18 protein-coding genes are annotated in these 19,087 nt (G+C 63.6%); 6 read left to right on the forward strand and 12 right to left on the reverse strand.

Annotated elements, in window-relative coordinates; genetic code table 11:
* A partial coding sequence (locus tag AB4Z38_RS07275; protein ID WP_441429103.1) for a TetR family transcriptional regulator occupies window positions 1–400 on the reverse strand: 400 nt, incomplete at its 3' end.
* A gap of 642 nt (window positions 401–1,042) precedes the next feature.
* On the opposite strand from AB4Z38_RS07275, the gene AB4Z38_RS07280 reads away from it, so the two are divergent.
* Entirely contained in the window at window positions 1,043–2,026 is a 984-nt protein-coding gene (locus AB4Z38_RS07280) for an aldo/keto reductase (protein WP_441429104.1), read from the forward strand.
* 237 nt (window positions 2,027–2,263) lie between these two features.
* Window positions 2,264–2,695, forward strand: coding sequence for a hypothetical protein (locus AB4Z38_RS07285; protein WP_441429105.1), 432 nt, complete (start codon window positions 2,264–2,266; stop codon window positions 2,693–2,695).
* Window positions 2,696–3,666: 971 nt separating this feature from the next.
* On the opposite strand, the gene AB4Z38_RS07290 is transcribed toward AB4Z38_RS07285, so the two are convergent.
* From AB4Z38_RS07290 to AB4Z38_RS07305, 4 genes are all read right to left on the reverse strand, one after another.
* Complete coding sequence (locus AB4Z38_RS07290) at window positions 3,667–4,587, reverse strand: carbohydrate kinase family protein (RefSeq protein ID WP_441429106.1); 921 nt, start codon at window positions 4,585–4,587, stop codon at window positions 3,667–3,669.
* A 115-nt stretch (window positions 4,588–4,702) separates the two neighbouring features.
* Complete coding sequence (locus AB4Z38_RS07295) at window positions 4,703–5,497, reverse strand: ATP-binding cassette domain-containing protein (RefSeq protein ID WP_441429107.1); 795 nt, start codon at window positions 5,495–5,497, stop codon at window positions 4,703–4,705.
* Entirely contained in the window at window positions 5,494–6,540 is a 1,047-nt protein-coding gene (locus AB4Z38_RS07300; protein ID WP_441429108.1) for an ABC transporter permease, read from the reverse strand. The genes AB4Z38_RS07295 and AB4Z38_RS07300 overlap by 4 nt, the downstream gene beginning before the upstream one ends.
* 97 nt (window positions 6,541–6,637) lie before the next feature.
* Window positions 6,638–7,753, reverse strand: a complete 1,116-nt coding sequence (locus AB4Z38_RS07305) for a substrate-binding domain-containing protein (protein ID WP_441429109.1) — start codon at window positions 7,751–7,753, stop codon at window positions 6,638–6,640.
* Window positions 7,754–7,919: 166 nt separating this feature from the next.
* Here AB4Z38_RS07305 and AB4Z38_RS07310 point away from each other — a divergent pair, with 166 nt between their 5' ends.
* Both AB4Z38_RS07310 and AB4Z38_RS07315 read left to right on the forward strand, forming a co-directional pair.
* Window positions 7,920–8,918, forward strand: coding sequence for a LacI family DNA-binding transcriptional regulator (locus AB4Z38_RS07310; RefSeq protein WP_441429110.1), 999 nt, complete (start codon window positions 7,920–7,922; stop codon window positions 8,916–8,918).
* A 47-nt stretch (window positions 8,919–8,965) separates the two neighbouring features.
* Window positions 8,966–9,259 carry a putative quinol monooxygenase gene (locus AB4Z38_RS07315; protein WP_441429111.1) on the forward strand — a complete coding sequence of 98 codons (294 nt, stop codon included), beginning with the start codon at window positions 8,966–8,968 and terminating at the stop codon, window positions 9,257–9,259.
* A gap of 383 nt (window positions 9,260–9,642) precedes the next feature.
* Here AB4Z38_RS07315 and AB4Z38_RS07320 read toward each other — a convergent pair whose 3' ends face one another.
* The 3 genes from AB4Z38_RS07320 to AB4Z38_RS07330 form a co-directional block, all read right to left on the reverse strand.
* Window positions 9,643–12,183 (reverse strand): GH32 C-terminal domain-containing protein, encoded by a 2,541-nt coding sequence (locus tag AB4Z38_RS07320; protein ID WP_441429112.1) that lies wholly within the window; start codon window positions 12,181–12,183, stop codon window positions 9,643–9,645.
* A 789-nt stretch (window positions 12,184–12,972) separates the two neighbouring features.
* On the reverse strand, window positions 12,973–14,283 hold the full coding sequence (dctA, locus tag AB4Z38_RS07325) for a C4-dicarboxylate transporter DctA (protein WP_441429113.1): 1,311 nt from the start codon (window positions 14,281–14,283) through the stop codon (window positions 12,973–12,975).
* Between the two features lie 57 nt (window positions 14,284–14,340).
* The gene (locus AB4Z38_RS07330; RefSeq protein WP_441429114.1) at window positions 14,341–15,480 is read right to left on the reverse strand and encodes a PrpF domain-containing protein; all 1,140 of its coding nucleotides are present in this window, start codon (window positions 15,478–15,480) and stop codon (window positions 14,341–14,343) included.
* A gap of 130 nt (window positions 15,481–15,610) precedes the next feature.
* Here AB4Z38_RS07330 and AB4Z38_RS07335 point away from each other — a divergent pair, with 130 nt between their 5' ends.
* On the forward strand, window positions 15,611–16,567 hold the full coding sequence (locus AB4Z38_RS07335; RefSeq protein ID WP_441429115.1) for a LysR substrate-binding domain-containing protein: 957 nt from the start codon (window positions 15,611–15,613) through the stop codon (window positions 16,565–16,567).
* A 12-nt stretch (window positions 16,568–16,579) separates the two neighbouring features.
* Here the strand turns inward: AB4Z38_RS07335 and AB4Z38_RS07340 are convergent, their stop codons facing one another.
* From AB4Z38_RS07340 to AB4Z38_RS07355, 4 genes are all read right to left on the reverse strand, one after another.
* Window positions 16,580–16,780: a hypothetical protein gene (locus AB4Z38_RS07340; RefSeq protein ID WP_441429116.1), complete on the reverse strand. Its 201-nt coding sequence runs from the start codon at window positions 16,778–16,780 to the stop codon at window positions 16,580–16,582.
* 47 nt (window positions 16,781–16,827) lie between these two features.
* Entirely contained in the window at window positions 16,828–17,202 is a 375-nt protein-coding gene (locus tag AB4Z38_RS07345; protein ID WP_441429117.1) for a hypothetical protein, read from the reverse strand.
* A gap of 39 nt (window positions 17,203–17,241) precedes the next feature.
* Window positions 17,242–17,682: a J domain-containing protein gene (locus tag AB4Z38_RS07350; RefSeq protein WP_441429118.1), complete on the reverse strand. Its 441-nt coding sequence runs from the start codon at window positions 17,680–17,682 to the stop codon at window positions 17,242–17,244.
* A 195-nt stretch (window positions 17,683–17,877) separates the two neighbouring features.
* Entirely contained in the window at window positions 17,878–18,303 is a 426-nt protein-coding gene (locus AB4Z38_RS07355) for an Hsp20/alpha crystallin family protein (RefSeq protein WP_441429119.1), read from the reverse strand.
* Between the two features lie 135 nt (window positions 18,304–18,438).
* Between AB4Z38_RS07355 and AB4Z38_RS07360 the strand changes: the two genes are divergently transcribed.
* Window positions 18,439–18,756 (forward strand): MerR family transcriptional regulator, encoded by a 318-nt coding sequence (locus AB4Z38_RS07360; protein ID WP_441429120.1) that lies wholly within the window; start codon window positions 18,439–18,441, stop codon window positions 18,754–18,756.
* Window positions 18,757–19,087: the final 331 nt, after the last annotated feature.

Consider the following 19,087-nt stretch of genomic DNA (forward strand, 5'->3'; position numbering starts at 1 on the left):
TGTGCTTCTTCATGTACTGGTGTGCCGGGTGCTCGGGGTTCGGGGCCTCGGCTTCGAGGGCGAGGAGGAGGCGGACGGTGGTCTCCTCCGTGAGGACCAGACGCGCCGCCCCGGCAGGGTCCCAGTCGCCGGAGACCAGCTCGCTAGCCCTGGACTCTGCTGTCATGCGTGAGCCGATTTCCTCGTCGGCGAGCTCCATGGCGGCGACGAGGACGTGGTCGCGGGAAGGGAAGTGGTACATCAGCGCGGTCTCGCTCATGCCCGCCGCCGATGCGACCTCCGCGGTGGTCAGGGCCTTGTGCCCCTTCCCGCGGATGATCTCAAGCGCGGACCGGGCAACAGCCGCGCGCCGCTCGGCGGTCTTGGCGTAACGCCCTCGGGTTTTGGTGGCCTGCTCCATGTGAGCTACGTTACGTTAATTCTGAAGAGACCACAAGATATGTACGAGAGTTTCCCGAAATGTCTCCCCAGCGCATCTGATTTGCTTTTGAAAAGGTGAGTTCATTCCATTTTGAGGAACAGATCAATCATGCGGCAAGACGTTGGGATGAGAGCAAACGTTCCGCGTGAGTCGGTCGGGGCGGCTTTGGGGGGCCGGCCTGCGCTTCGGGTAGTGGCCGATCCGCTGCCCGGGAAAATTGGTCCCGCGTCACCCAGTTCGTGCTGCAGTCGGTCCCGTTCCCAGGATGTTTTGCCGAGGTGGCTCGATGAGAACAGCGAAGGGTAGGTGCAAGTTTGCTGACCTGGACTGGCACGAGGGGCCGGACGGTTCTTCGACGGCGGAAATCTCGCCGAACTCTAAGTGTCGGCACGGCTGATGAGCCTTGCACGGGAAACCAGCCGCACCGACACGACGACCTGCTCTCTCAAGCAGTGCACCCTAGGTGCGCAACACGCTCGTTGCACATCACTTCGGTAGCCGTTTCGAGACTACGCGTCCGACAGCATCTTTCGACCCAGCGTGGCTGGCCCTTCGGGTCCTAGGATCAGCTGGCCCCCTACCATGCAGACGGGGCCGTTGTGCCGTGGTTATAGTCGAAGGATGAAGCAGCGAGTATTGGGCAAGACAGGGCAGTCTGTCTCCGTTGTGGGGCTGGGCACATGGCAGCTCGGTGCCGACTGGGGCAACGTAGATCCGAAGGAAGCCAACGACATCCTGGAAGCCGCAGTGGATTCCGGGGTGACGTTTTTTGATACGGCGGATGTCTACGGCGACGGGCGAAGCGAGCAAACCATCGGGGCGTACCTCGCTGCCAACCGTGGACTGGACATCATGGTCGCCACCAAAATCGGGCGGCGCCTGGAACAGACACCGGAGAACTACACACTGGCCAACTTCCGGCAGTGGGTTGACCGTTCCCGGCGGAACCTCCAGACGGAGTGCCTGGACCTCGTCCAGCTGCATTGTCCACCAACTCCGGTTTACAGCCGCCCGGAAGTCTACGATGCGCTGGAGACGCTCGTCAGTGAAGGCGCAATCAAGGACTACGGCGTCAGCGTTGAGCGGACCGATGAAGCACTCGAGGCCATCAAGCACGGCACGGTCACCGTCCAGATCATTCTGAACGCCTTCAGACTCAAACCCCTGGACGAGGTCCTGCCAGCGGCGAAGGATGCCGGAGTCGGCATTATCGCCAGGGTCCCTCTGGCCTCCGGCCTGCTCTCGGGCAAGTACTCCAAGGACACAGTCTTTGCCGAAAATGACCACCGGAAATACAACCGGAACGGTGCAGCATTCGACGTCGGAGAGACCTTCTCCGGAGTTGACTTTGAACAGGGCCTCAAAGCGGTGGAAGAATTCAAAAAGCTTGTCCCGTCCGGAGCAACGACAGCCCAAGCGGCCATCGCCTGGATCGCGGCACAAGACGGGGTCAGCACCGTCATACCAGGGGCTCGAAACCCCGAACAAGCCCGCTCCAACGCCGCCTCCACCCAAATACTGGACCACCTAGGCCCGGACTTCGAGAACAGCGTCAGGGAAATCTACGACACGTACTTCCGCGAGATGATCCATTCACGCTGGTAAACCCCGGAAAGCCATGCCCTTTCGGTCCACACCTTTTGATGACATTCACCGAAGACAGCAATGAGGTGAGGATCGGCGTTGTTCCCACACTCCCATAAGATGCTCGCTGAGGAACCCCAGTCAACGGTCGCGTGACGCCGGTTTTCAACCGATCGCTACCCCCGCATTCGGCCGGCTATTCGTTCAACCGCTCTTCCGCAAGTTACCGGTTGTCAGGGACGACGATAGGGTTGGTGAATGAGCGCACCGGATACCAGACATGACTGGCGGCCCCTGTGGGTACGGCTCAACGAAGGCGAGGAAACACTTCCCGTCGGCGTCCTGATGACCGCCCCGCCGGGCGAGGTCAACAGTGCGCCGCCGCTGGAGTCCGAGTTCGGCGTGTTCGAGGCGCCCTTGGAGGATTACGACGTCGTGGAGCTGACCCGCTTCGACCGCCCCCTGGCGCGGGGCCGGGTGGCGTTCGGCGATGGATTCGCTGTGGTGGGCCCGGTGCGCGCAGTGGACGGCGACGCTGTGGCGCTCGATCACGAGGCCGTGGTTCTGGCCCGTCTGGCGGAGGAAGCCTTCGTCGAGGGCGCGGATGTTGTCTATGCGCCCGTGGACGCCGGGGCGGCGGACCGGTACGAGGCCCTCGGCTGGACTCGGGCTGGCGAACTGGCCCCCTAAGAGCAATGCCGCTTGCTTAGAGCTCGCTCGTGCTAAATTTTCGGCATGGCGCGTAGCGGCTGAATCGACGGCCGTGGCGCAAAAACGGGGTCCGCTGCCTCGCTTTCCTGGTTGCGGGAGTGGTCTGCGGTCCTGCTTCTTCATGGTGGGGCGGAGGGGTGAACTGCATGACTTCTGCGCGATCTGGTGGAGCGGTTCGCTGCCCGGCCAGGGTTTGCGCATTTTCAACTGAAGACAGGCGGTCAGGCAACTGCGTTGGGATGCCGGTAATTTGCCGGGGCGCGCTCGTCAGGTTCTGTCGTCGTTCTGATAGCGAAGCCACCGCTGGGTATGAGGGCCCGGAGTGCAACATGGGGCACCGGGAGCGGTCCAAAAGTTCGCGAGGAAATAAGCGTCGTAGGAGCGCCGGGCGAAGTTTTGGATTGTGCGCAACTCTCTTGGGAGCGAATTTTCCGCAACCGCCGACAGCCCGTTCTCAGTTCCTCAATCAATGATCAAGGAAGTCCTCGAGCGAGAATATGCCGCGCTCAACCTCCTGACGGCCGGCGGTTCCACCGAGGTAAACATCTCCGGCCCGCGTCTTCGCAGGTTTAGGTCGTGCGCTGACGCCACGTCGTACATCCGAGATATCGCAGAGAGCATCGAGTTCCAAGTTGGAACTGGCCCTCGCCCCAGGCATCTTCCCCTGATTCAAACCATCGACTACCTGTCATATGTTCTCAACGACGATCCAACCTGGACGCCCTCAGATGGCAAGAAGCTCATCGACGCCCCTAACCTAACCTCGCCTCGGCGGCTGCACTGTCTGCTGCCGCCATCAGTCGGGAGGAGTTTGAGTGCTCGGCCGTCGATTCGATACGGATCCGGCGCCGCCGGCTTTCCATCTCTTCCTAGTTGGCCCAGAGTGGCCAGCTCGTTTTGCGGGGACGGCGACCCGGGCTAGATGGTGGCATAGGGTCGTTGAGGCTCGGCTAGCCTGTAAGAAGCTCTTTGGAGGTCGGTGGGTTGGCGCCCGGGCGACTGACCGTGATTGCGGCGGCCATTGACGCGGTTTGTCCGATGTTTTCGAGTGCGGCTGGCGAGAATGCTTCTTCGCCGCGGGTCAGGAGTCCGAAGATGAGTGCGGCCATGTAGGAGTCGCCTGCCCCGATGGTGTCGGCAACTTCGGTTTTCACGGAAGGGATGCTGAACCGGGCGCCGGGTGTGGCGAGCAGGGCACCGTCGGCGCCCTTGGTGATGACGGCCAGGCGCGCGCCATGTTGCAGCAAGTGGGAGGCCACGTCGTCCGGGGACCATCCGGGGTAGAGCCAGTGTGCGTCTTCGTCGCTGAGTTTGACGACGTCCGTGAGCGGGAGCAGGTCCTCGAAGATCCTCTTTGCCTCGGTGTGGCTGCCAAGGAGAGCAGGGCGGATGTTGGGGTCGTAGGTGACCAGGCAGGACTGGTGGCACTGCTCGAGAAGAGTGCGGACGGTGCCGGCTCCCGGGGCCAGGAACGTGGCGATCGAGCCCGTGTGCAGAATTTTCGGGATCATGCCCGGCGCCACAGGCGCCAGCTGCCAGGCGATGTCGAACTCGTAGCTGGCTGAGCCGTCGGCAGCCAATGTCGCGGTGGCGGTGGCGGTCCGTTCAAGGGAAGTGGATCCGGGAAGAAGCTCGACGCCCGCGCTGTGGAGGTGGTTAGTGATGGCGGTGCCGTGTTCGTCGTCCCCGATTGCCGTGAGCAGCCCGGTCCGGACGCCAAGCCGGCCGAGACCGTAGGCGACGTTTGCCGGGGACCCGCCCGGATAGCTGATGGATCCTTCGGGGCCGTTGACGATGTCGATCAGGGCTTCGCCGATGACGACAACGTCCATCAGCTCGTGGTTGGAGCCGTCCGGTTCGGGCTTGTGCATCAGGGTTCTTTCTTCGGGTTGATTGATGGGAGCCCGGTATGGATCCGTCCGCGGACCTTGTTGGCAGGTCCGCGGACGGAGAAGGGGCTCTGGTGGAGCGGGAGGTGCCGGCCCGTCAGGCCTTTGCGGCGCCCGTCATGATCGCGACGGCGTCGGTCATGCTATGTGATTGCGGGGTGATGGTGGCAGCGCACTTGCCCAGGCGCTGGATGTGGATCCGGTCGGCCACATCGAACACGTGCGGCATGTTGTGGCTGATCAGAATGACCGGCAGGCCGCGGTCGCGCAGGTCGCGGACCAGTTGGAGGACTTGGTTTGATTCGCGCACGCCCAGGGCCGCCGTCGGCTCGTCCAGAACGACGACCTTGGACCCGAAGGCCGCTGCGCGGGCCACGGCGACGGCCTGGCGCTGGCCGCCGGAAAGGTTCTCGACCGGCACTGTGACGTCCTGCAGGGTGGAGATGCCCAGGCGGGTCAGTTCTTCCTTGGCCTTCCTGCGCATGCCTTTGGTGTCGAGCATTCGGAACAGGCTCCCCAGAGGGCCGGGGAGTCGTTCTTCGCGGCCGAGGAACAGGTTCGAGGCGACATCGAGGGCTGGTGAGACGGCCAGGTTCTGGTAGACCGTTTCGATGCCGTGGACCCGGGCGTCCTGGGGTCGTTTGAAGTGCACCTGTTGTCCCGATACGTAGAGTTCCCCGGTGTCGGGGATTTCGGCGCCGGTGAGGCATTTGATGAGCGTGGACTTGCCGGCGCCGTTGTCGCCGATGACGGCCAGGACTTCGCCCGGGTACAGGTCCAGGCTCACGCCGTCGAGTCCGACGACGCGGCCGAAGGTCTTGACGAGGTTCCTGGCCTTGAGGATGGGTTCGCGGGTGGGAGTGTGGGAGGCTGCAAATTCTGTCATGGTCATGACTTGACCTTTCGGATCCACTGGTCGATAGACACGGCAACGATGATCAGGATGCCGACGGCGAGAGTCTGGTACAGGACGTCCAGGCCTGCGAGTGAGAGGCCGTTGCGGAAGATGCCGACGATCAATGCGCCAAGCAGTGAACCCCAGATGGAGCCGCGTCCGCCGAAGAGGCTGGTTCCGCCGATGACGACGGCGGTGATGGAGTCCAAGTTCAGATCGACCCCGGCGTTCGGGCTGGCGGCGTTGGTGCGGCCGATCTGGATCCAGGCGCCCACGGCAAGAACTGCGCCCGCGGCAAGGTAGACGCTCATGAGGACGCGGTTGACGGGGATGCCGGCAAGGCGTGCTGCTTCCTTGTCATCGCCGACGGCGTAGACGTGCCGTCCCCAGGCTGTCTTGCCCAGGATGAAGGCGACGACGACGTAGAGCAGGATCATCATCACGACGCCGGTGGAGATGCGGACGGGTCCGATCGGGAAGGTGCTTCCCAGCCAGGTGAGCACCGGCGGCATCGCGGATCCGCGGACCGTGCTGCCGCCGGAGTAAAGGAGCGTCAGGGCGACGAAAATGTTCAGGGTTCCGAGGGTGACGATGAACGGCGGGAGCCGGAATCTGGTCACCAGGAAGCCGTTGAGTGCCCCGGCAGCCAGGCCGACGGCGAGACCGGCAATAAGGGCGAGCGGCCCGGGGATGCCGTTGCTGACTGCGAGCTGTGCGATCACCATCGAGGACAGGATCATGACCGCCCCGACTGAGAGGTCGATGCCGGCGGTCAGGATGATCAGGGTCTGTGCGATCGCCAGGGTGCCCACGACGGCGACCTGCTGCGTGATGAGAGACAGGTTCTCCACCCGCAGGAAGCGCTCATTGAGGATCCCGAAGACCACCACCGCGATCAGCAGGACAATGGCGGGGCTCAGGGCGGGGTAGCGGTGGAGAATGTTGCGGATTCTGCTGAGAGGGGTCTGGCGGTCGAGGAATTCCTCGGCCAAATCAGCATGCCCTGCGCTCGGCGGGCCGGCGGTCTGTTGCTGGGTCACTTGAATAGCTCCTGAACTTCAATGTTCTATAACTGTTGTCGTGCTGGGTATTCTGCGGGGAGACGCCTTTGGCGCGGCTCCCCGCAGAGGGGAGGCTTTACTTGCCCCAGCAGATCTGGGAAGCAGCCGTCGTGTCAATGCTCTGCAGCCCGGAAACTGCCTTGTCCGTGACGAGTGCGGAACCGGTGTTGAAGAAGTCCAGGCCCGCTGAGACCGTGGGCTTCTTGCCCGAGGTGGCGAGGTCCTGGATGGCCTGGACGCCCAGCTGTGCCATCTTCACCGGGTACTGCTGCGCGGTGGCGCCGATGATGCCGGACTTGACGTTGTTCACACCGGTGCAGCCGCCGTCGATGGAGATGACCAGCACGCCCTTGTCTTTGCCCGCGGCCTTCAGGGCCTCGTAGGCTCCGGCTGCGGCCGGCTCGTTGATCGTGTAGACGACGTTGATGTTCGGGTTCTTCGAAAGCAGGGTTTCCATCGCCGTACGGCCGCCGTCTTCGGCGCCCTGGGACGCCTGGTTGCCGACGATCTCGTAGTCCCCGCCCTTGCCGCCGGTGTACTTGCCGGTCTTGGCCTCGTCACCGTTCTTCGTCTTGTCCGCGGTGTCGATGCCCAGGCCGGTCAGGAACCCTTGGTCGCGGTTGTAGTCGACCGAGACGACCTTGTCGCTGAACAGGTCCACCAGGGCAATGGTGGCCTTCTTTCCATCCAGCTGCGCCGCAGTCCACTGGCCGATCTGCTTGCCCGCGGCGAAGTTGTCGGTCGCGAAGGTGATGTCCACGGCACTGGCCGGGTCCGGCGGGGTGTCCAGGGCGATCACGTACAAGCCCGCGTCACGGGCCTTCTTGATCGCGTCGACGACGGCGGGACCGTTCGGGGTGATCAGGATGCCCTTGTCACCGCTGGAGATGGCATTCTCGATGGCCTGGATCTGGGTGTCTTCGTCGCCATCGGACTTGCCCGCGGCGAGCTTCAGGTCAATATTGCCACCCTCCGCTGCCTTCTTCGCGCCGTCCTCCATCGCCACGAAATACGGGTTGGACGTGGTCTTCACGATCAGCGAAACGCCGATCTTTCCAGCGGCACCTCCGCTGGACGACGAGCTGGAGGAACTGCCTCCGCAGGCGGTCAAGCTAAGTGCGCCGAGGGTCAGGACTGCGCCGGCGGCAAGAAGGCGGGTAGTGGCCGGCCTCGGGGCTTTGGAACTCAACATTGAAACTCCTGTGTTTGTGGCGCCTTTCCGGCGCCAGACAACGATGTCATGTATCATGTAACCAAGCTCACACTGTGGAGTCAAGTGTTATTCGATGATGAGGAGCAGTTCGTTGACAACGGTGTCTAATCGTTACCAATCCGTTTCCGGTCGGAGGCCTCCGACGATGAAAAACGTGGCGGATCTCGCAGGGGTAGGGATCAAGACGGTCTCGAGAGTCGTGAACAACGAACCCGGTGTTTCAGAGGAAACACGCCAGAGGGTGCTCCGGGCCACGGAGCAGCTGCAGTATCACCTTGATATGACCGCGGGCAGCCTGAAACGCTCCGGACGCAAGACCCAGTCCATCGGGTTGTTGCTTCCGAGTGTGTCCAACCCCTTCAGCGGGGAGATCCACAGGGCTCTGGAAGACGCGCTGACCGAGCGCGGGATTGCGGTTTTCGCCTCGAGCCTGGATGACGATCCGGAAAGGGAAAAGAAACTGATTTCCGCTTTCCTGGGCCGCCGGGTTGACGGACTTGTCCTGACCCCGATCGCCAGAAGCCAGGCGTACGTCATCCCGGAGCACTCACGGTCCCTGCCCATGGTGTTCATCGACCGCGAGCCGGTAGGCATCGAAGCCGACGCAGTGGTCACGGACAATGAAGTGGGTGCCACAAAGGCGGCCGCACACCTCATCCGGCACGGCCACACGAAACTGGCCTACCTCGGAGACCGCACCGACATCCAGACGGCAACGAAACGCCGCACCGGATTCCTGGAGGAAATCGGCAGGGCCGGCATTGCGACGTCAACCATCCCGGTGCGCAACGGGCTCCACGACGAGGAGACCGCCCTCCGGGCTGCGATCGAGTTGCTCACCTCGGAGAACCCTCCCACCGCGATCTTCTCCAGCCAGAACCTGATCACCTTCGGTGCCATGCGCGCGCTGAGATCCCTCGGGTTGCATCACAGGGTTGCCTTGATCGGATTTGACGACTTCACCCTGGCCGACATGATGGAACCGGGGATCACCGTGATCGCCCAGCACCCCGAGCGCATCGGCAAACTCGCCGCCGAGCGGATCCTCGCCAGAATCGACGGAGACGACGGCGCCCCGAAAACCTACATCGTCCCGTCAGAACTGATCCCCAGGGGATCCGGCGAGATCCCGCCACTGAACTAACAAGCAAACCTGCAAGACAGCCGAACCCACCAAGCAAAGGACCGGACATGACCAAGACACTGTACGCGGAATTCACCGTCAGGGAAGGCAGCGAAGCGAGGGTGGCCGAAATGATGGCAGAACTCGCCGGCCACGTCCGCCGGGAACCCGGGAACGTCATGTTCCTGCCCTACACCCGCGAAACCAACCCGCGGGAATACTTCGTGTTCGAGGTCTACCGCGATGAAGCGGCATTCGAGGAACACATCGGGGCGGAATACGGCCGGATTTTCAACGCGGAACTTGCCGGGCACATCGAAGGGGACGGCTCAGTCCTGACCTGGCTCCATCCACTGGACTAGGTCCCGGCCAATGCCGGAGGCCACGCACGGGCCGAAACGAACAGTGCCTGGCTCCTAGCGGTCGTTGCACCACCCGGATTTCCTCGGGGTGGCAACGGCCGTTGAGCGTTTAACATCGAGACCAACTGGAGTCAGGAAGTCCATGTAGCCGGATATGCGTTCTTCGCCGCGCCGGACGGCGGATCCAACGAGGACACGAACTGGCTGCCCAGGAGAGAATCCTCAAACAAGTGGGTGATGCGCGCCGGGAAATCGAAATCAGCGCTTTGCCGGTTGCAGGCCTCCAGGCTGTCGGCGATGAGCGAGCCCGGGATGGGTGCTGCGCCCGCAGCGGGTACGTTGCGGGCGCAGCGGTCTGGCAGGTGTGTTGCCGGGATTCGCCGTTATTGCTGGGAGCTAGCGGATGGCAAGGCCGACTTCATCTGCTTGACGTCAAGGGAGGCGAGGATAGCGTTTCCCCCGTTGGAGAAAGCTTCGATGCCTTGGCTGGATGGGTCGGGGAAGATCTGGTCTGTCAGGACGACCTTTCCGTCGTCGGCGAAGACTTCGACCGAGGACCAGTCGACCAGGATGTGAAGTTTGACAGCTCCTCCAGTTGTGGTTAGCTGCGCGGTCTGGACTCCGGGGAAGCTGGAGCTGAACCCTACGGCGCCGGACTTGGTCCGGTCGATGTAGACCTGTCCGGACTTGTTGTCATAACCGATGAGAGTTTCCTGCCCGGACCCGGTGCGGACCTTCAGTCCATAGGAGCTGGCGGTACCGGCAGCGAAGGACGCAGTGATGTCGACCGCTTTACCTGTGGCCGGCAGGACGGTGCTTCCTGCGGGCACGGACATTTTCTCCTCGTGGACGGACGGTCCTGTGGTGAGTTCGTTGAGCTGATTGACCGGTGTCTGCGCCAGACGGGTTACCCCGTCAACGGTTTGAAGTGACAGCTCCCGGGGGACTGTCATCGCACTGCGCCAGGGTGAGGTGGGGATGGATCCTCCGTAGTCCCAGTTGTTCATCCAGCCGATCATGATCCGTTTGCCGCCCGGGGCGTCGTTGAAAGTGACTCCGGCGTAGTTGTCCTTGCCGTAATCGACCCAGTGTGCGCGCTGGATTGCCGGTTGTGCAGCGGTGTCGGAGAGAGTGAACTGGTCGGCGAGGATATGCCCCCAGCCCCCTGTGTTGTTGTCGCTGATTTCGATGTGCCCGGTTTTTCCTTGAAGGTCGCTGAGGTCCCAGCTGTTCCAGTCCAGGCTTTCGCTGTCCTGTCCAGTGGAGCTTCGCACGACTTTTCCGTCCACCACGAGGTTGACGGAGGTCTGCGTGTCCCAGGGCTTGGCGGCGGCGTCCGCGAAGACGATGTCGCCCACCATGAGGTGGCCCCATCCGCCGGTGGACCCGTCGTTCTGGTCCAAGACCTGGATCTGTGCCTGCTGGCCTTGGTACTTGCTCACGTCCCAGTTCGTCCACGTCAGGTCAGGGCTGTTGGGGCCGGTGGTGGTCGCGACGACCTGTCCGCCGATGATCAGGTTGACCGCGGTCGGGTTCGACTGGCCCGAGGGGTGGTTCCCGCCGGCGACCTGGAGATCGATGTACGGGCTGTTGACCGTGAACGTCGGCGAGGTGATGGTGCCCGTGCCGGGATCTCCAGCGGGCGCATAGGTGTCCAGCACCTTCGAGCCGATCTGGTTGGGCAAGCTCTCTGTCGACGGGCCGGAGTTGACGAAGGATCCGGTGGCGGTCCACCCGGCACCGTAGGTGGTCCCCGAGAAGTCGTTGAAGACCTGACCGGTCGGCAGGGTGCCGAACGGTACCGTGTTGGGTACGTACGGGTGGTTGCCGCCGCCGACGAGGAAGTTCAGGTGGGGCTTGCTGAGCGTGAATGTCTGCGAGCTCAGCGTCCCGGTCGACCCGTCGCCGCCGTTGAAGCTGTTGACCAGGTAGGTGCCCGGGAATCCGGAGACGGTCTGCTGGTTGGGCAACGTGCCGGCGGCGGGCGCGGTGCCGAACGCGGTGCCGGTGGCTGTCCAGCTCCCGAAGCTGCCGGACTCGAAGCTGTCCAGCGGGGTTCCCGCCGGCGCGACGTAGGGTTTGTCATCGGAGGTGAACGTCGTACCGTCGAAACTTCCCGCGAAATACTGCACGCCCGAACCCCCGGCGATCCCGCCGGGGTTGAGGTTGACCGTCAGTACCCACTTCTGTTTCCCTGGATTGGCCGGGTCCGGCAAGGGGAACAGATCCGGGCACTCCCAGACGCCGCCGGTGGCACCGGCAGGTCCGAAATCACTCAGATGCTTCCACGTTTTCAGGTCAGGAGAACTGTAGAAAGTCACCTTGTGCTGGTCAGACAGCACGGCTGACATCAGCCACTCATGCCCGGCCTCGTACCAGAACACTTTCGGGTCCCTGAAATTTTTCGAGCCGATATCCAGGACAGGGTTCCCGGCGTACTTGGTGAAGGTCCGGCCTTTGTCCGTGCTGTAGGCGAGAGCCTGGGACTGCTTGCCGGTAGCCTTGTCGGCCGCCGTGTAGATGGCCACCATGGCCGGGTCGCCCGGTTGTCCGAAACCAGTGGTGTTGTTCTTGTCGATGACCGCGCTGCCGGAAAAGATCATGTCTTTGGTGTCCTGCGGAATGGCCAGCGGTAGCTGGGTCCAGTGCACCAGGTCGGTACTGACGGCGTGGCCCCAAGACATGTTGCCCCAGGTATCCCCGGAAGGGTTGTACTGGAAGAACATGTGGTATTCGCCCTGGTAGTAGAGCAGACCGTTCGGATCGTTCATCCAGTTCGCCGCTGGGCTGAAGTGGAACTGGGGCCGGTATGTCTCGGAGTAGGGCGCGGAAGTCCCGGCCGCGCCGGAAGGCGTCGAGGCGGCCCCGGAGGTGTCCGCGGCCAGAGCCGGGGCGGACAGAGGAAGGGCGCTGCCAGCAGTCATTACGGCTGCGAGGATCAGGGCGTTGAGACGCTTTTTTGATTTTGGTCCGGGTGTCAGCCCGGGACCGGAACGTGTGCGGCGCACGTATTCACCTTTCGTGTCGACAGTGACAGGCAGGTAGTGCCGGTTGTCGCCCGGGCTGGTTCTGCAGGGACTTGGTTGAATCAAATCCTGCATGCGTTTTGCACCAGAATCGCCGGAACGTGGACAACGTTGTCAAGAGAGGAATTTACGATCTGTCCACCGGACAAGTCAACGGTTTCAAAGAAGATCACGGGGCGGCATATCCGATGCAGACGCATCAACTCCCGCTCGGATGCTCGGATTCTCGGATTTGCCGGAGGCGCGTGGCCATAACGGGCCTCCGAGGGAGCGGGGCGAACATAACTAAATCGCCGGACGGTGAGGAGCCGAGCAGGAGGAGACAACGGTGTCGATCTTGGAGATTGGGATCTTCCTCCAGAGGCGGGGATGACGGAGCGGCGCTGCTTCAGGTGAGCACCTATGACGGCAGGGACATCCCTGCCGGGTGGGGTACGTGGCGGGAAGCAGAGTTTCTGCTTCCCGCCACTTTGGCACGGACCCGTTCCTGCGCCCGACTTTCGGGTTACCTGTTGCGATGGTGTGCAGGTCTGGTGTCGCGTGCGGCCTTATGAAGGACCTGGCATGAAGGACCCGGCGATTCGTTAGTTCGTGATTTCGAGGGGTTCCGTGGCTGCTTAGAGATGTGGCATTCATCATGGGTCGGGCTCCAGCCTCCGGGCTGGAGCCCGACTGATGATCAGTTTCCTAGTGGACCAGTGCTGGCCCGGCCAGCTGGAGTTGTTCCGCCTCAGTGGGCACGAAGCCGTACTTAAGCTCGGACTGGAGCTTCTCGATGTCGAGCGCGTGTTGCCACTTGGCGACGGCGACGCACGAGACGATGTTGGCCACGGTGCTGGTGAGGGCGCGGGCTTCGCTCATGAAGCGGTCGATGCCGACAATGAGGGCCACGCCGGCAACGGGCAGCGTGGGCATGACTGTCAGGGTCGCGACGAGGGCGACGAAGCCGCTGCCCGTGACGCCCGCTGCGCCTTTGGAGGTGAGGAGCATCATTCCGAGCATGAGGAGGATCTGGTCCCAGCTGAGGTGGATGTCGCAGGCCTGGGCGATGAACATCGAGGAGAGCGTCAGATACACCGCGGTGCCGGTGAGGTTGAAGGAGTAGCCGGTCGGGACCACGAGGCCGACGACCCCGCGGTCGCAGCCGATGCGCTCAAGCTTGGAGAGCAGGCGCGGAAGGACAGGTTCGCTTGAGGATGTGGCGAGGACGATCAGGAACTCGTCGCGGAAGTAGCGCAGGATCCGCCAGAGACTGAACCCGGTGAGCTTCGCCAGGATGCCGAGGACGACGACCACGAAAACGATGCACGCGGTGTAGAAGGCGAGGATCAGCATCCCGAGGTTGCCGATCGAATGGGCTCCGTACTTGCCGACCGTGAACGCCATGGCGCCGAACGCCCCGATGGGGGCGACCTTCATGAGGAAGCCGAACACGACGAACAGCAGCTTGTTGAAGCTGTTGACGACGTTGAGTGCGAGCTGGCCGGGTGCGCCGAGCTTGCTGAAAGCGAAGCCGCAGAGCAGTGCGATGACGAGCACGGGCAGGACCTCGCCGTCGGCGAAGGCCCCGATGAAGCTGGTGGGGATGATGCTCAGCAGGAAGTCCACGGGGTTGCTGCTGGGTAGCTGGCTGGTGTACTTCGAGGCGACCGAGGTATCGAGGTGGGCAGGGTTGATGTGCATGCCCGCGCCCGGCTGGAAGAGCATGACCGCGCCCAGGCCGATGGCCAGTGCCACTCCGGTGAGCACGTAGAACAAGCCCAGCGAACGCAGCAGGGTCGGGCCGACCTTCTTGGTGTCGGTCAGGGAGGTGATGCCGCTGACAATGGTGCAGAAGACGATCGGTGCGATCATGAACTTCACGAGCTTCACGAAGCCGTCGCCGAGCGGCTTGAGGGAGGACCCGAGGTCGGGCCACAGCGCGCCCACGAGGATGCCAAGCCCGACGCCGATGAGTACCTGGACATACAAATGTCCGAGGATGGATTTGATCTTCATTGAACAACTTCCTGGGTGAGTGCCCCACCTAATGATGGCAGGGGCGGATTGAAGGGGCTAGGCCGTCAGGGCGACAGGCTGCGCGACGTCGATGTCGGCGACGGCGAGATGGCGGGCCGCCCGGTGGAGGGCGACCTCGCTGACGTGACCGTTCTCGTCCGTGACGACCTCGGTGGTGATGACACCGGCAGGTGTTCCGATGCGCAGAAGCCGGCGCCCCCGGTGGGCGCTGTCTGCCGGGCGCAGCGCTTTGGCTACCACCGATCCAGGCAGGGCGGCCGCGAGGGAGACTGCAACGGCAGAGGTCAGGCCGATGGCCGGGTGGGGTGCGAGCATCGAGAGCATCCGCACCCGCAGATCATGGGTATCGGCCGCGATCCTCGTTCCGTCGGCCGCGATGTAGTCGCCCGGCGCTGCGACGACCCCGACCTTCGGCACGGCATTCTGCGGAGGATCTTCGGGCTTCCGCAGCCCCATCATCAGGCCGGCCGACGCCCGGGCTGCCACGAGCCTGGGCAGGTGCTCGGACAGGTTGCCGGTCATCACCGACAGGTCGATGCCTGCCTCGTCCGCAGGGATGAGGACCGCAGGCGCCCCGGCGTCAACCAGGGTCGCCGTAAGAGTATGCCCGTCAGCGGAGATTTGCTCGGCTACGCTCCCCGTCGGCAGAACGGCTCCCGTGGTCCGCCCCCACGGCGCGTGAAACGAGAGGCTCACGGGAACGCCCAGTGCGCTGCTTCCGGGAACCTTGGCCAGGCCCGACGCCGGGATGCGGCCGCCCGGGGTGGCGATCGAACCGCTCAGCACGGCTCCGGTGTTGAGGTTGCGCATGCTGACCCGCGTTGATCCGTCCTGGGGAGCAACCATCCCCGATTGGACGGCGTACAGGGCGATCGCGGTGGCACAGTTGCCGCAATTGGAACCGAGTTCCACCGTAGGGTCCCCGATCCCGACCTGGGCGAAGAGGTAGTCGAGGTCCGCCGGCCCCTCGGGAGTGGCCCGGATGACGGCTGCTTTCGACGTCGTTGACGTGCCGCCGCCGACGCCGTCGAGCTGGCGGGCATCCGTTGCGCCGAAGGCATCTGCCAGGAGGTTGCGGATCTCCTCGCGGCTCCCGGCGTGAGGGGCCACGTCTTCGGCGTCAAAGAGCCAGCACTTGCTCGTGCCGCCCCGGTACCAGTGACCGCGGAGTTGCATGGTTCTTCTTCCTTCACGTGTTGTTTGTGTTGCACCTCGCGGCGCCTGCTCCTTCTACGATCCGCGCCTCGTGAGTTGAGCACAATCACAGGATTATCGACTACCGTCCACTTTTGCTAAACTCAAATCCATGGCCGACCTAGATCTGCACAGGCTTCACCTGCTCCGCGAGGTGAGCCGTTCCGGCTCCCTGACCTCCGCCGCGACGGCCCTGTCCTTCACAACGTCGGCAGTCTCCCAGCAGATCGCGAAGCTTGAACACGAAGTGGGCGTCGCGCTGATCGACCGCCATCCACGGGGCGTCGTACTCACCGATGCCGGTCAGGCATTGCTGCGATATGCGGACGACATCGACAGGACGATCGAGGCAGCCCGGGCCGAGATGGGCGAGTTCGCGGGCCTGAGGCGAGGCCAGCTGCGCATGGGGACGTTCCCCACCGTCGGGGCTTCCCTCATGCCCGACGTCGTGCTCGCCTTCCGCGCGCGCCATCCGGAGGTCGCCGTCACGGTGGTCAGCGCGCGTCGCGACGGCCTTCTCGAACGGCTGCGGCGCAGGGACATCGAGCTCACCCTGCTGTGGGACTACCCGTGGGAGCGCATCGAGGACCAGGACCTGAACCTTGTCCAGCTCATGAATGACCCCACCATGCTGCTCGTACCGAGCGGCCACTCCGTCGCCGCGCGCCGCTCGGTGCGGATCGACGCGCTAAGCGACCAGGAGTGGATCGTCCGGGACGAACACCCCGTGGCCGATGTCCTCCGGCGGGTCTGCCACGACGCCGGCTTCGAACCGCGCATCGCCTTCGCAGCCAACGATTACCAGGAAACCCAAGGCATGGTCGCCGCGGGCATCGGCATCGCCCTCGCCCCGCAGCTCGCCCTGAGCGCCCTCCGCCCCGACATCATCGCCGTTCCCCTCACCGGCTCCCCGCCGCGCAGGATCCTCCTCGCCCACCTCGCGAACCGGAGGCTCAGCCCCGCTGGACATCAGGCCGCGTCCGTGTTCCTGTCAACGGCGAAGCTTCGCAAGCCCCCGCACTCGCAGCAGGCAACCCCAGTTCGTGAATCCCGTGCAGTCGACTTCTGAACCTGACACTCGTCATGGGGTCTTCTTTTCAGGGCGGATGCCTGCCAAGCGCAAGGCGGTCCGGAAGGCGTGATGGGGGACAGGGATTTTCCGGTTCAGGGCGCACCAGCCGACGTAGCGCCGGTAGAACGTGTCGGCATCGAGTTCCGAATTGCTTGCGTCAGGGTGGATGCTGCAGTCCTGGAGGAACTGGCTGATCTGTTGAGGGGTCATTTGTGCTCCCGGGAATTCTCTCAGGGCCCGGGTGGTCGGGCACGGTTTCAGGGTTGGGTTCCGTAGATGAACTCTTTGGCATGTGCGACGGCTTTCCTGAAGGCGTCGTTGCGCAGGGTGGCTTGCTCGGGGTTCTTGGGGTCGGTTTCGAGGTAGTTCGTGTAACCGGGGCGCAGGACCCAGATGTCCCTGGCCGGGGGCAGGTAGAAGACCCCGAACGAGCGATGTTGAGGGTCCTCGGTCCAGATCGGGACGACAGCCACTGCGGCGCCGGTGTCGACGTTGATCCATTGCGCCCGGGGCATGGGTTGTTCGTGGGTCTCGGGGTCCAGGAACGGCGCTGTTCCTTTGCCCCACCGCTCCTCAAAACGTTCGTAGAACGCGGGCAACAACTGGCTGTCGTACGGACGCCAGGCACTCATTGGGTCTCCTTGGTCATTGTGTTTTGGGGCAGACGGTGGTCAGCGGGGGATCCGCAGGATCAACGTGTAGGCGGGCGGGGGAGATCCGCCCGGCCACGCCAGCAGTGCACGGGACCGTCCGGTGGAGGGCTCCCAGATGACCGGTCCGATCAGCAGCGAGGCAGGCGGAAGCAGCGGGCCTTGCGGCCGTGCCAAGGGTTTCCGGGGCGTCGACGGGGTTGGCGCGGGCCGCGGGTGGTTCCTGTCGTAGGCTGCCCGCTTTTCCGCATTCCCGAGAATGGCATAGGCGTTCATGACGTCTTGGAGATCCTTCTGTGAGTAAGGCGCCGTCGGGACGGGGCCGCTGCCGTGTTCGCGGGCCGGCCGGGTGTCGGGGTGTCGGCTGCGCATGAGCGCGCGGTAGGCGCGGCCCACTTCCCGCGCCGTGGCGGCAGGGGTGATGTGCAGGATGTCGTAGGGGTCCGGGTCGTTGGTTTTCATCGGTGGGTCTGGTGTGTGTCCACGTGAGAGACAGGGATGGCCCCCGGTCCGTTCAGCCGGGGACCATCGTTGCGGGAGTCATCCTTGGGGGCCTCTATTTTGCGCTACCGGCGCTGTGGCGTGGTCTGTGAACTCCATCGCCCTCTTAGGTGTTGGCCGCTGCGGTGCTCCCGGTCCGGGAGGCTGCGTCGGTGCTCAGGCGTTGATCTCCTGGCGCTGTTTTCCGGTGGTTTCGATTTCGATGCGGCGTGGCTTTGCTTTCTCCGCCACTGGGATCCGCAGGGTCAGGACTCCGCCGTCGTAGTTTGCTTTGACGCCGTTCGTGTCCAGTGCGTCGCCGAGGATGAGCTGGCGGCTAAAGATGCCGCGGGGGCGTTCGGAGGCAATCAGTTCCGTGTCCTCGCCGACGGGGTCCGGGCGCTCGGCCTTGACGGTCAGGACGTTTTGTTCGACGTCGATGTCCACCGAGTCGACGGTGACTCCGGGTAGATCGAAGGCGACCACGAAATCGTCGCCCTGCCGCCAGGCGTCCATCGGCATCGCCGCGGGCCTTGCCGTCGTTCCGAGTACCTGCTGGGCCAGTCGGTCGAATTCGCGGAACGGGTCGGTTCGCATCAGCATGGTATGTCACTCCTTGCAGATTGCTGTGTACTTCGTTGTAAACCCAGCCGATCTATGGTGGCTGGTATATATTTCTTATAGCACTATGAGTGGGTCAGGGCAAGGCTAATTTTGGGCAGACTTTGGAGGTACCCGATGGGCCAGGCGAAGGACCGGGGCAGGGGTGTGTACGCGATTTCAGTGGCCGCCGAGCTGGTGGGCATGGGTCAACAGAACCTCCGTCTCTATGAACGCAAGGGCCTGCTGGAACCGGGCAGGACCCTGGGTGGGACCCGCCAGTACAGCGAGGACGATCTGGCGACGTTGCGGCGGATCGGCGAGCTTCTGGAATCGGGTTTGAACCTAGCGGGCATCCGGATGGTCCTGGTCCTGGAAGCCGACAACCGGCGCCTTGAGGCGGAGCTTAGGTCCGGGAACGCTAGGCGGGATGCCGTCCGGTTCCGGTCCGGATGAGGCGGAGCCGATCGGCCCGTGCCCGCCCTCCTCGAAGGGTTCGGGATACCGCGTGGAACCGCCAAACGAAGTTGCTATGTAGGCCAAACGAAGTAGACAGTCCCATCCTGGTTGCGGGGCGTCCTGGCGCAGGCTTGATATCTGGACATTCCGGATGCTCTCCGGGCCAAAGGCGTCGAAGTTGTATACCAGGACCTTGCGCTGGTCGAGGACCAGCCCACAACGAAGTCGTGGTCATGATCACCGGGCTCGCCTCATGACCTGGGTGCTTACTCTTGCCGCGTAATCCGCACAGGCATTTGTTGAAGCCTCACTGGAGCTCGGCGGCACG

The organism is Arthrobacter sp. 2RAF6, assembly GCF_052115205.1.
GTDB lineage: Bacteria > Actinomycetota > Actinomycetes > Actinomycetales > Micrococcaceae > Arthrobacter.

Bases quoted from the DNA above. Each gene is read 5' to 3' on its own strand.
- AB4Z38_RS07360 (WP_441429120.1), top strand. From the start codon at position 18,439: ATGGGCCAGGCGAAGGACCGGGGCAGGGGTGTGTACGCGATTTCAGTG.
- AB4Z38_RS07290 (WP_441429106.1), bottom strand. From the start codon at position 4,587: ATGCACAAGCCCGAACCGGACGGCTCCAACCACGAGCTGATGGACGTT.
- AB4Z38_RS07315 (WP_441429111.1), top strand. From the start codon at position 8,966: ATGACCAAGACACTGTACGCGGAATTCACCGTCAGGGAAGGCAGCGAA.
- AB4Z38_RS07320 (WP_441429112.1), bottom strand. From the start codon at position 12,183: ATGACTGCTGGCAGCGCCCTTCCTCTGTCCGCCCCGGCTCTGGCCGCG.
- AB4Z38_RS07285 (WP_441429105.1), top strand. From the start codon at position 2,264: ATGAGCGCACCGGATACCAGACATGACTGGCGGCCCCTGTGGGTACGG.
- AB4Z38_RS07335 (WP_441429115.1), top strand. From the start codon at position 15,611: ATGGCCGACCTAGATCTGCACAGGCTTCACCTGCTCCGCGAGGTGAGC.
- AB4Z38_RS07345 (WP_441429117.1), bottom strand. From the start codon at position 17,202: ATGAGTGCCTGGCGTCCGTACGACAGCCAGTTGTTGCCCGCGTTCTAC.
- AB4Z38_RS07355 (WP_441429119.1), bottom strand. From the start codon at position 18,303: ATGCTGATGCGAACCGACCCGTTCCGCGAATTCGACCGACTGGCCCAG.
- AB4Z38_RS07305 (WP_441429109.1), bottom strand. From the start codon at position 7,753: ATGTTGAGTTCCAAAGCCCCGAGGCCGGCCACTACCCGCCTTCTTGCC.
- dctA (WP_441429113.1), bottom strand. From the start codon at position 14,283: ATGAAGATCAAATCCATCCTCGGACATTTGTATGTCCAGGTACTCATC.
- AB4Z38_RS07280 (WP_441429104.1), top strand. From the start codon at position 1,043: ATGAAGCAGCGAGTATTGGGCAAGACAGGGCAGTCTGTCTCCGTTGTG.
- AB4Z38_RS07330 (WP_441429114.1), bottom strand. From the start codon at position 15,480: ATGCAACTCCGCGGTCACTGGTACCGGGGCGGCACGAGCAAGTGCTGG.
- AB4Z38_RS07340 (WP_441429116.1), bottom strand. From the start codon at position 16,780: ATGACCCCTCAACAGATCAGCCAGTTCCTCCAGGACTGCAGCATCCAC.
- AB4Z38_RS07310 (WP_441429110.1), top strand. From the start codon at position 7,920: ATGAAAAACGTGGCGGATCTCGCAGGGGTAGGGATCAAGACGGTCTCG.
- AB4Z38_RS07350 (WP_441429118.1), bottom strand. From the start codon at position 17,682: ATGAAAACCAACGACCCGGACCCCTACGACATCCTGCACATCACCCCT.
- AB4Z38_RS07295 (WP_441429107.1), bottom strand. From the start codon at position 5,497: ATGACCATGACAGAATTTGCAGCCTCCCACACTCCCACCCGCGAACCC.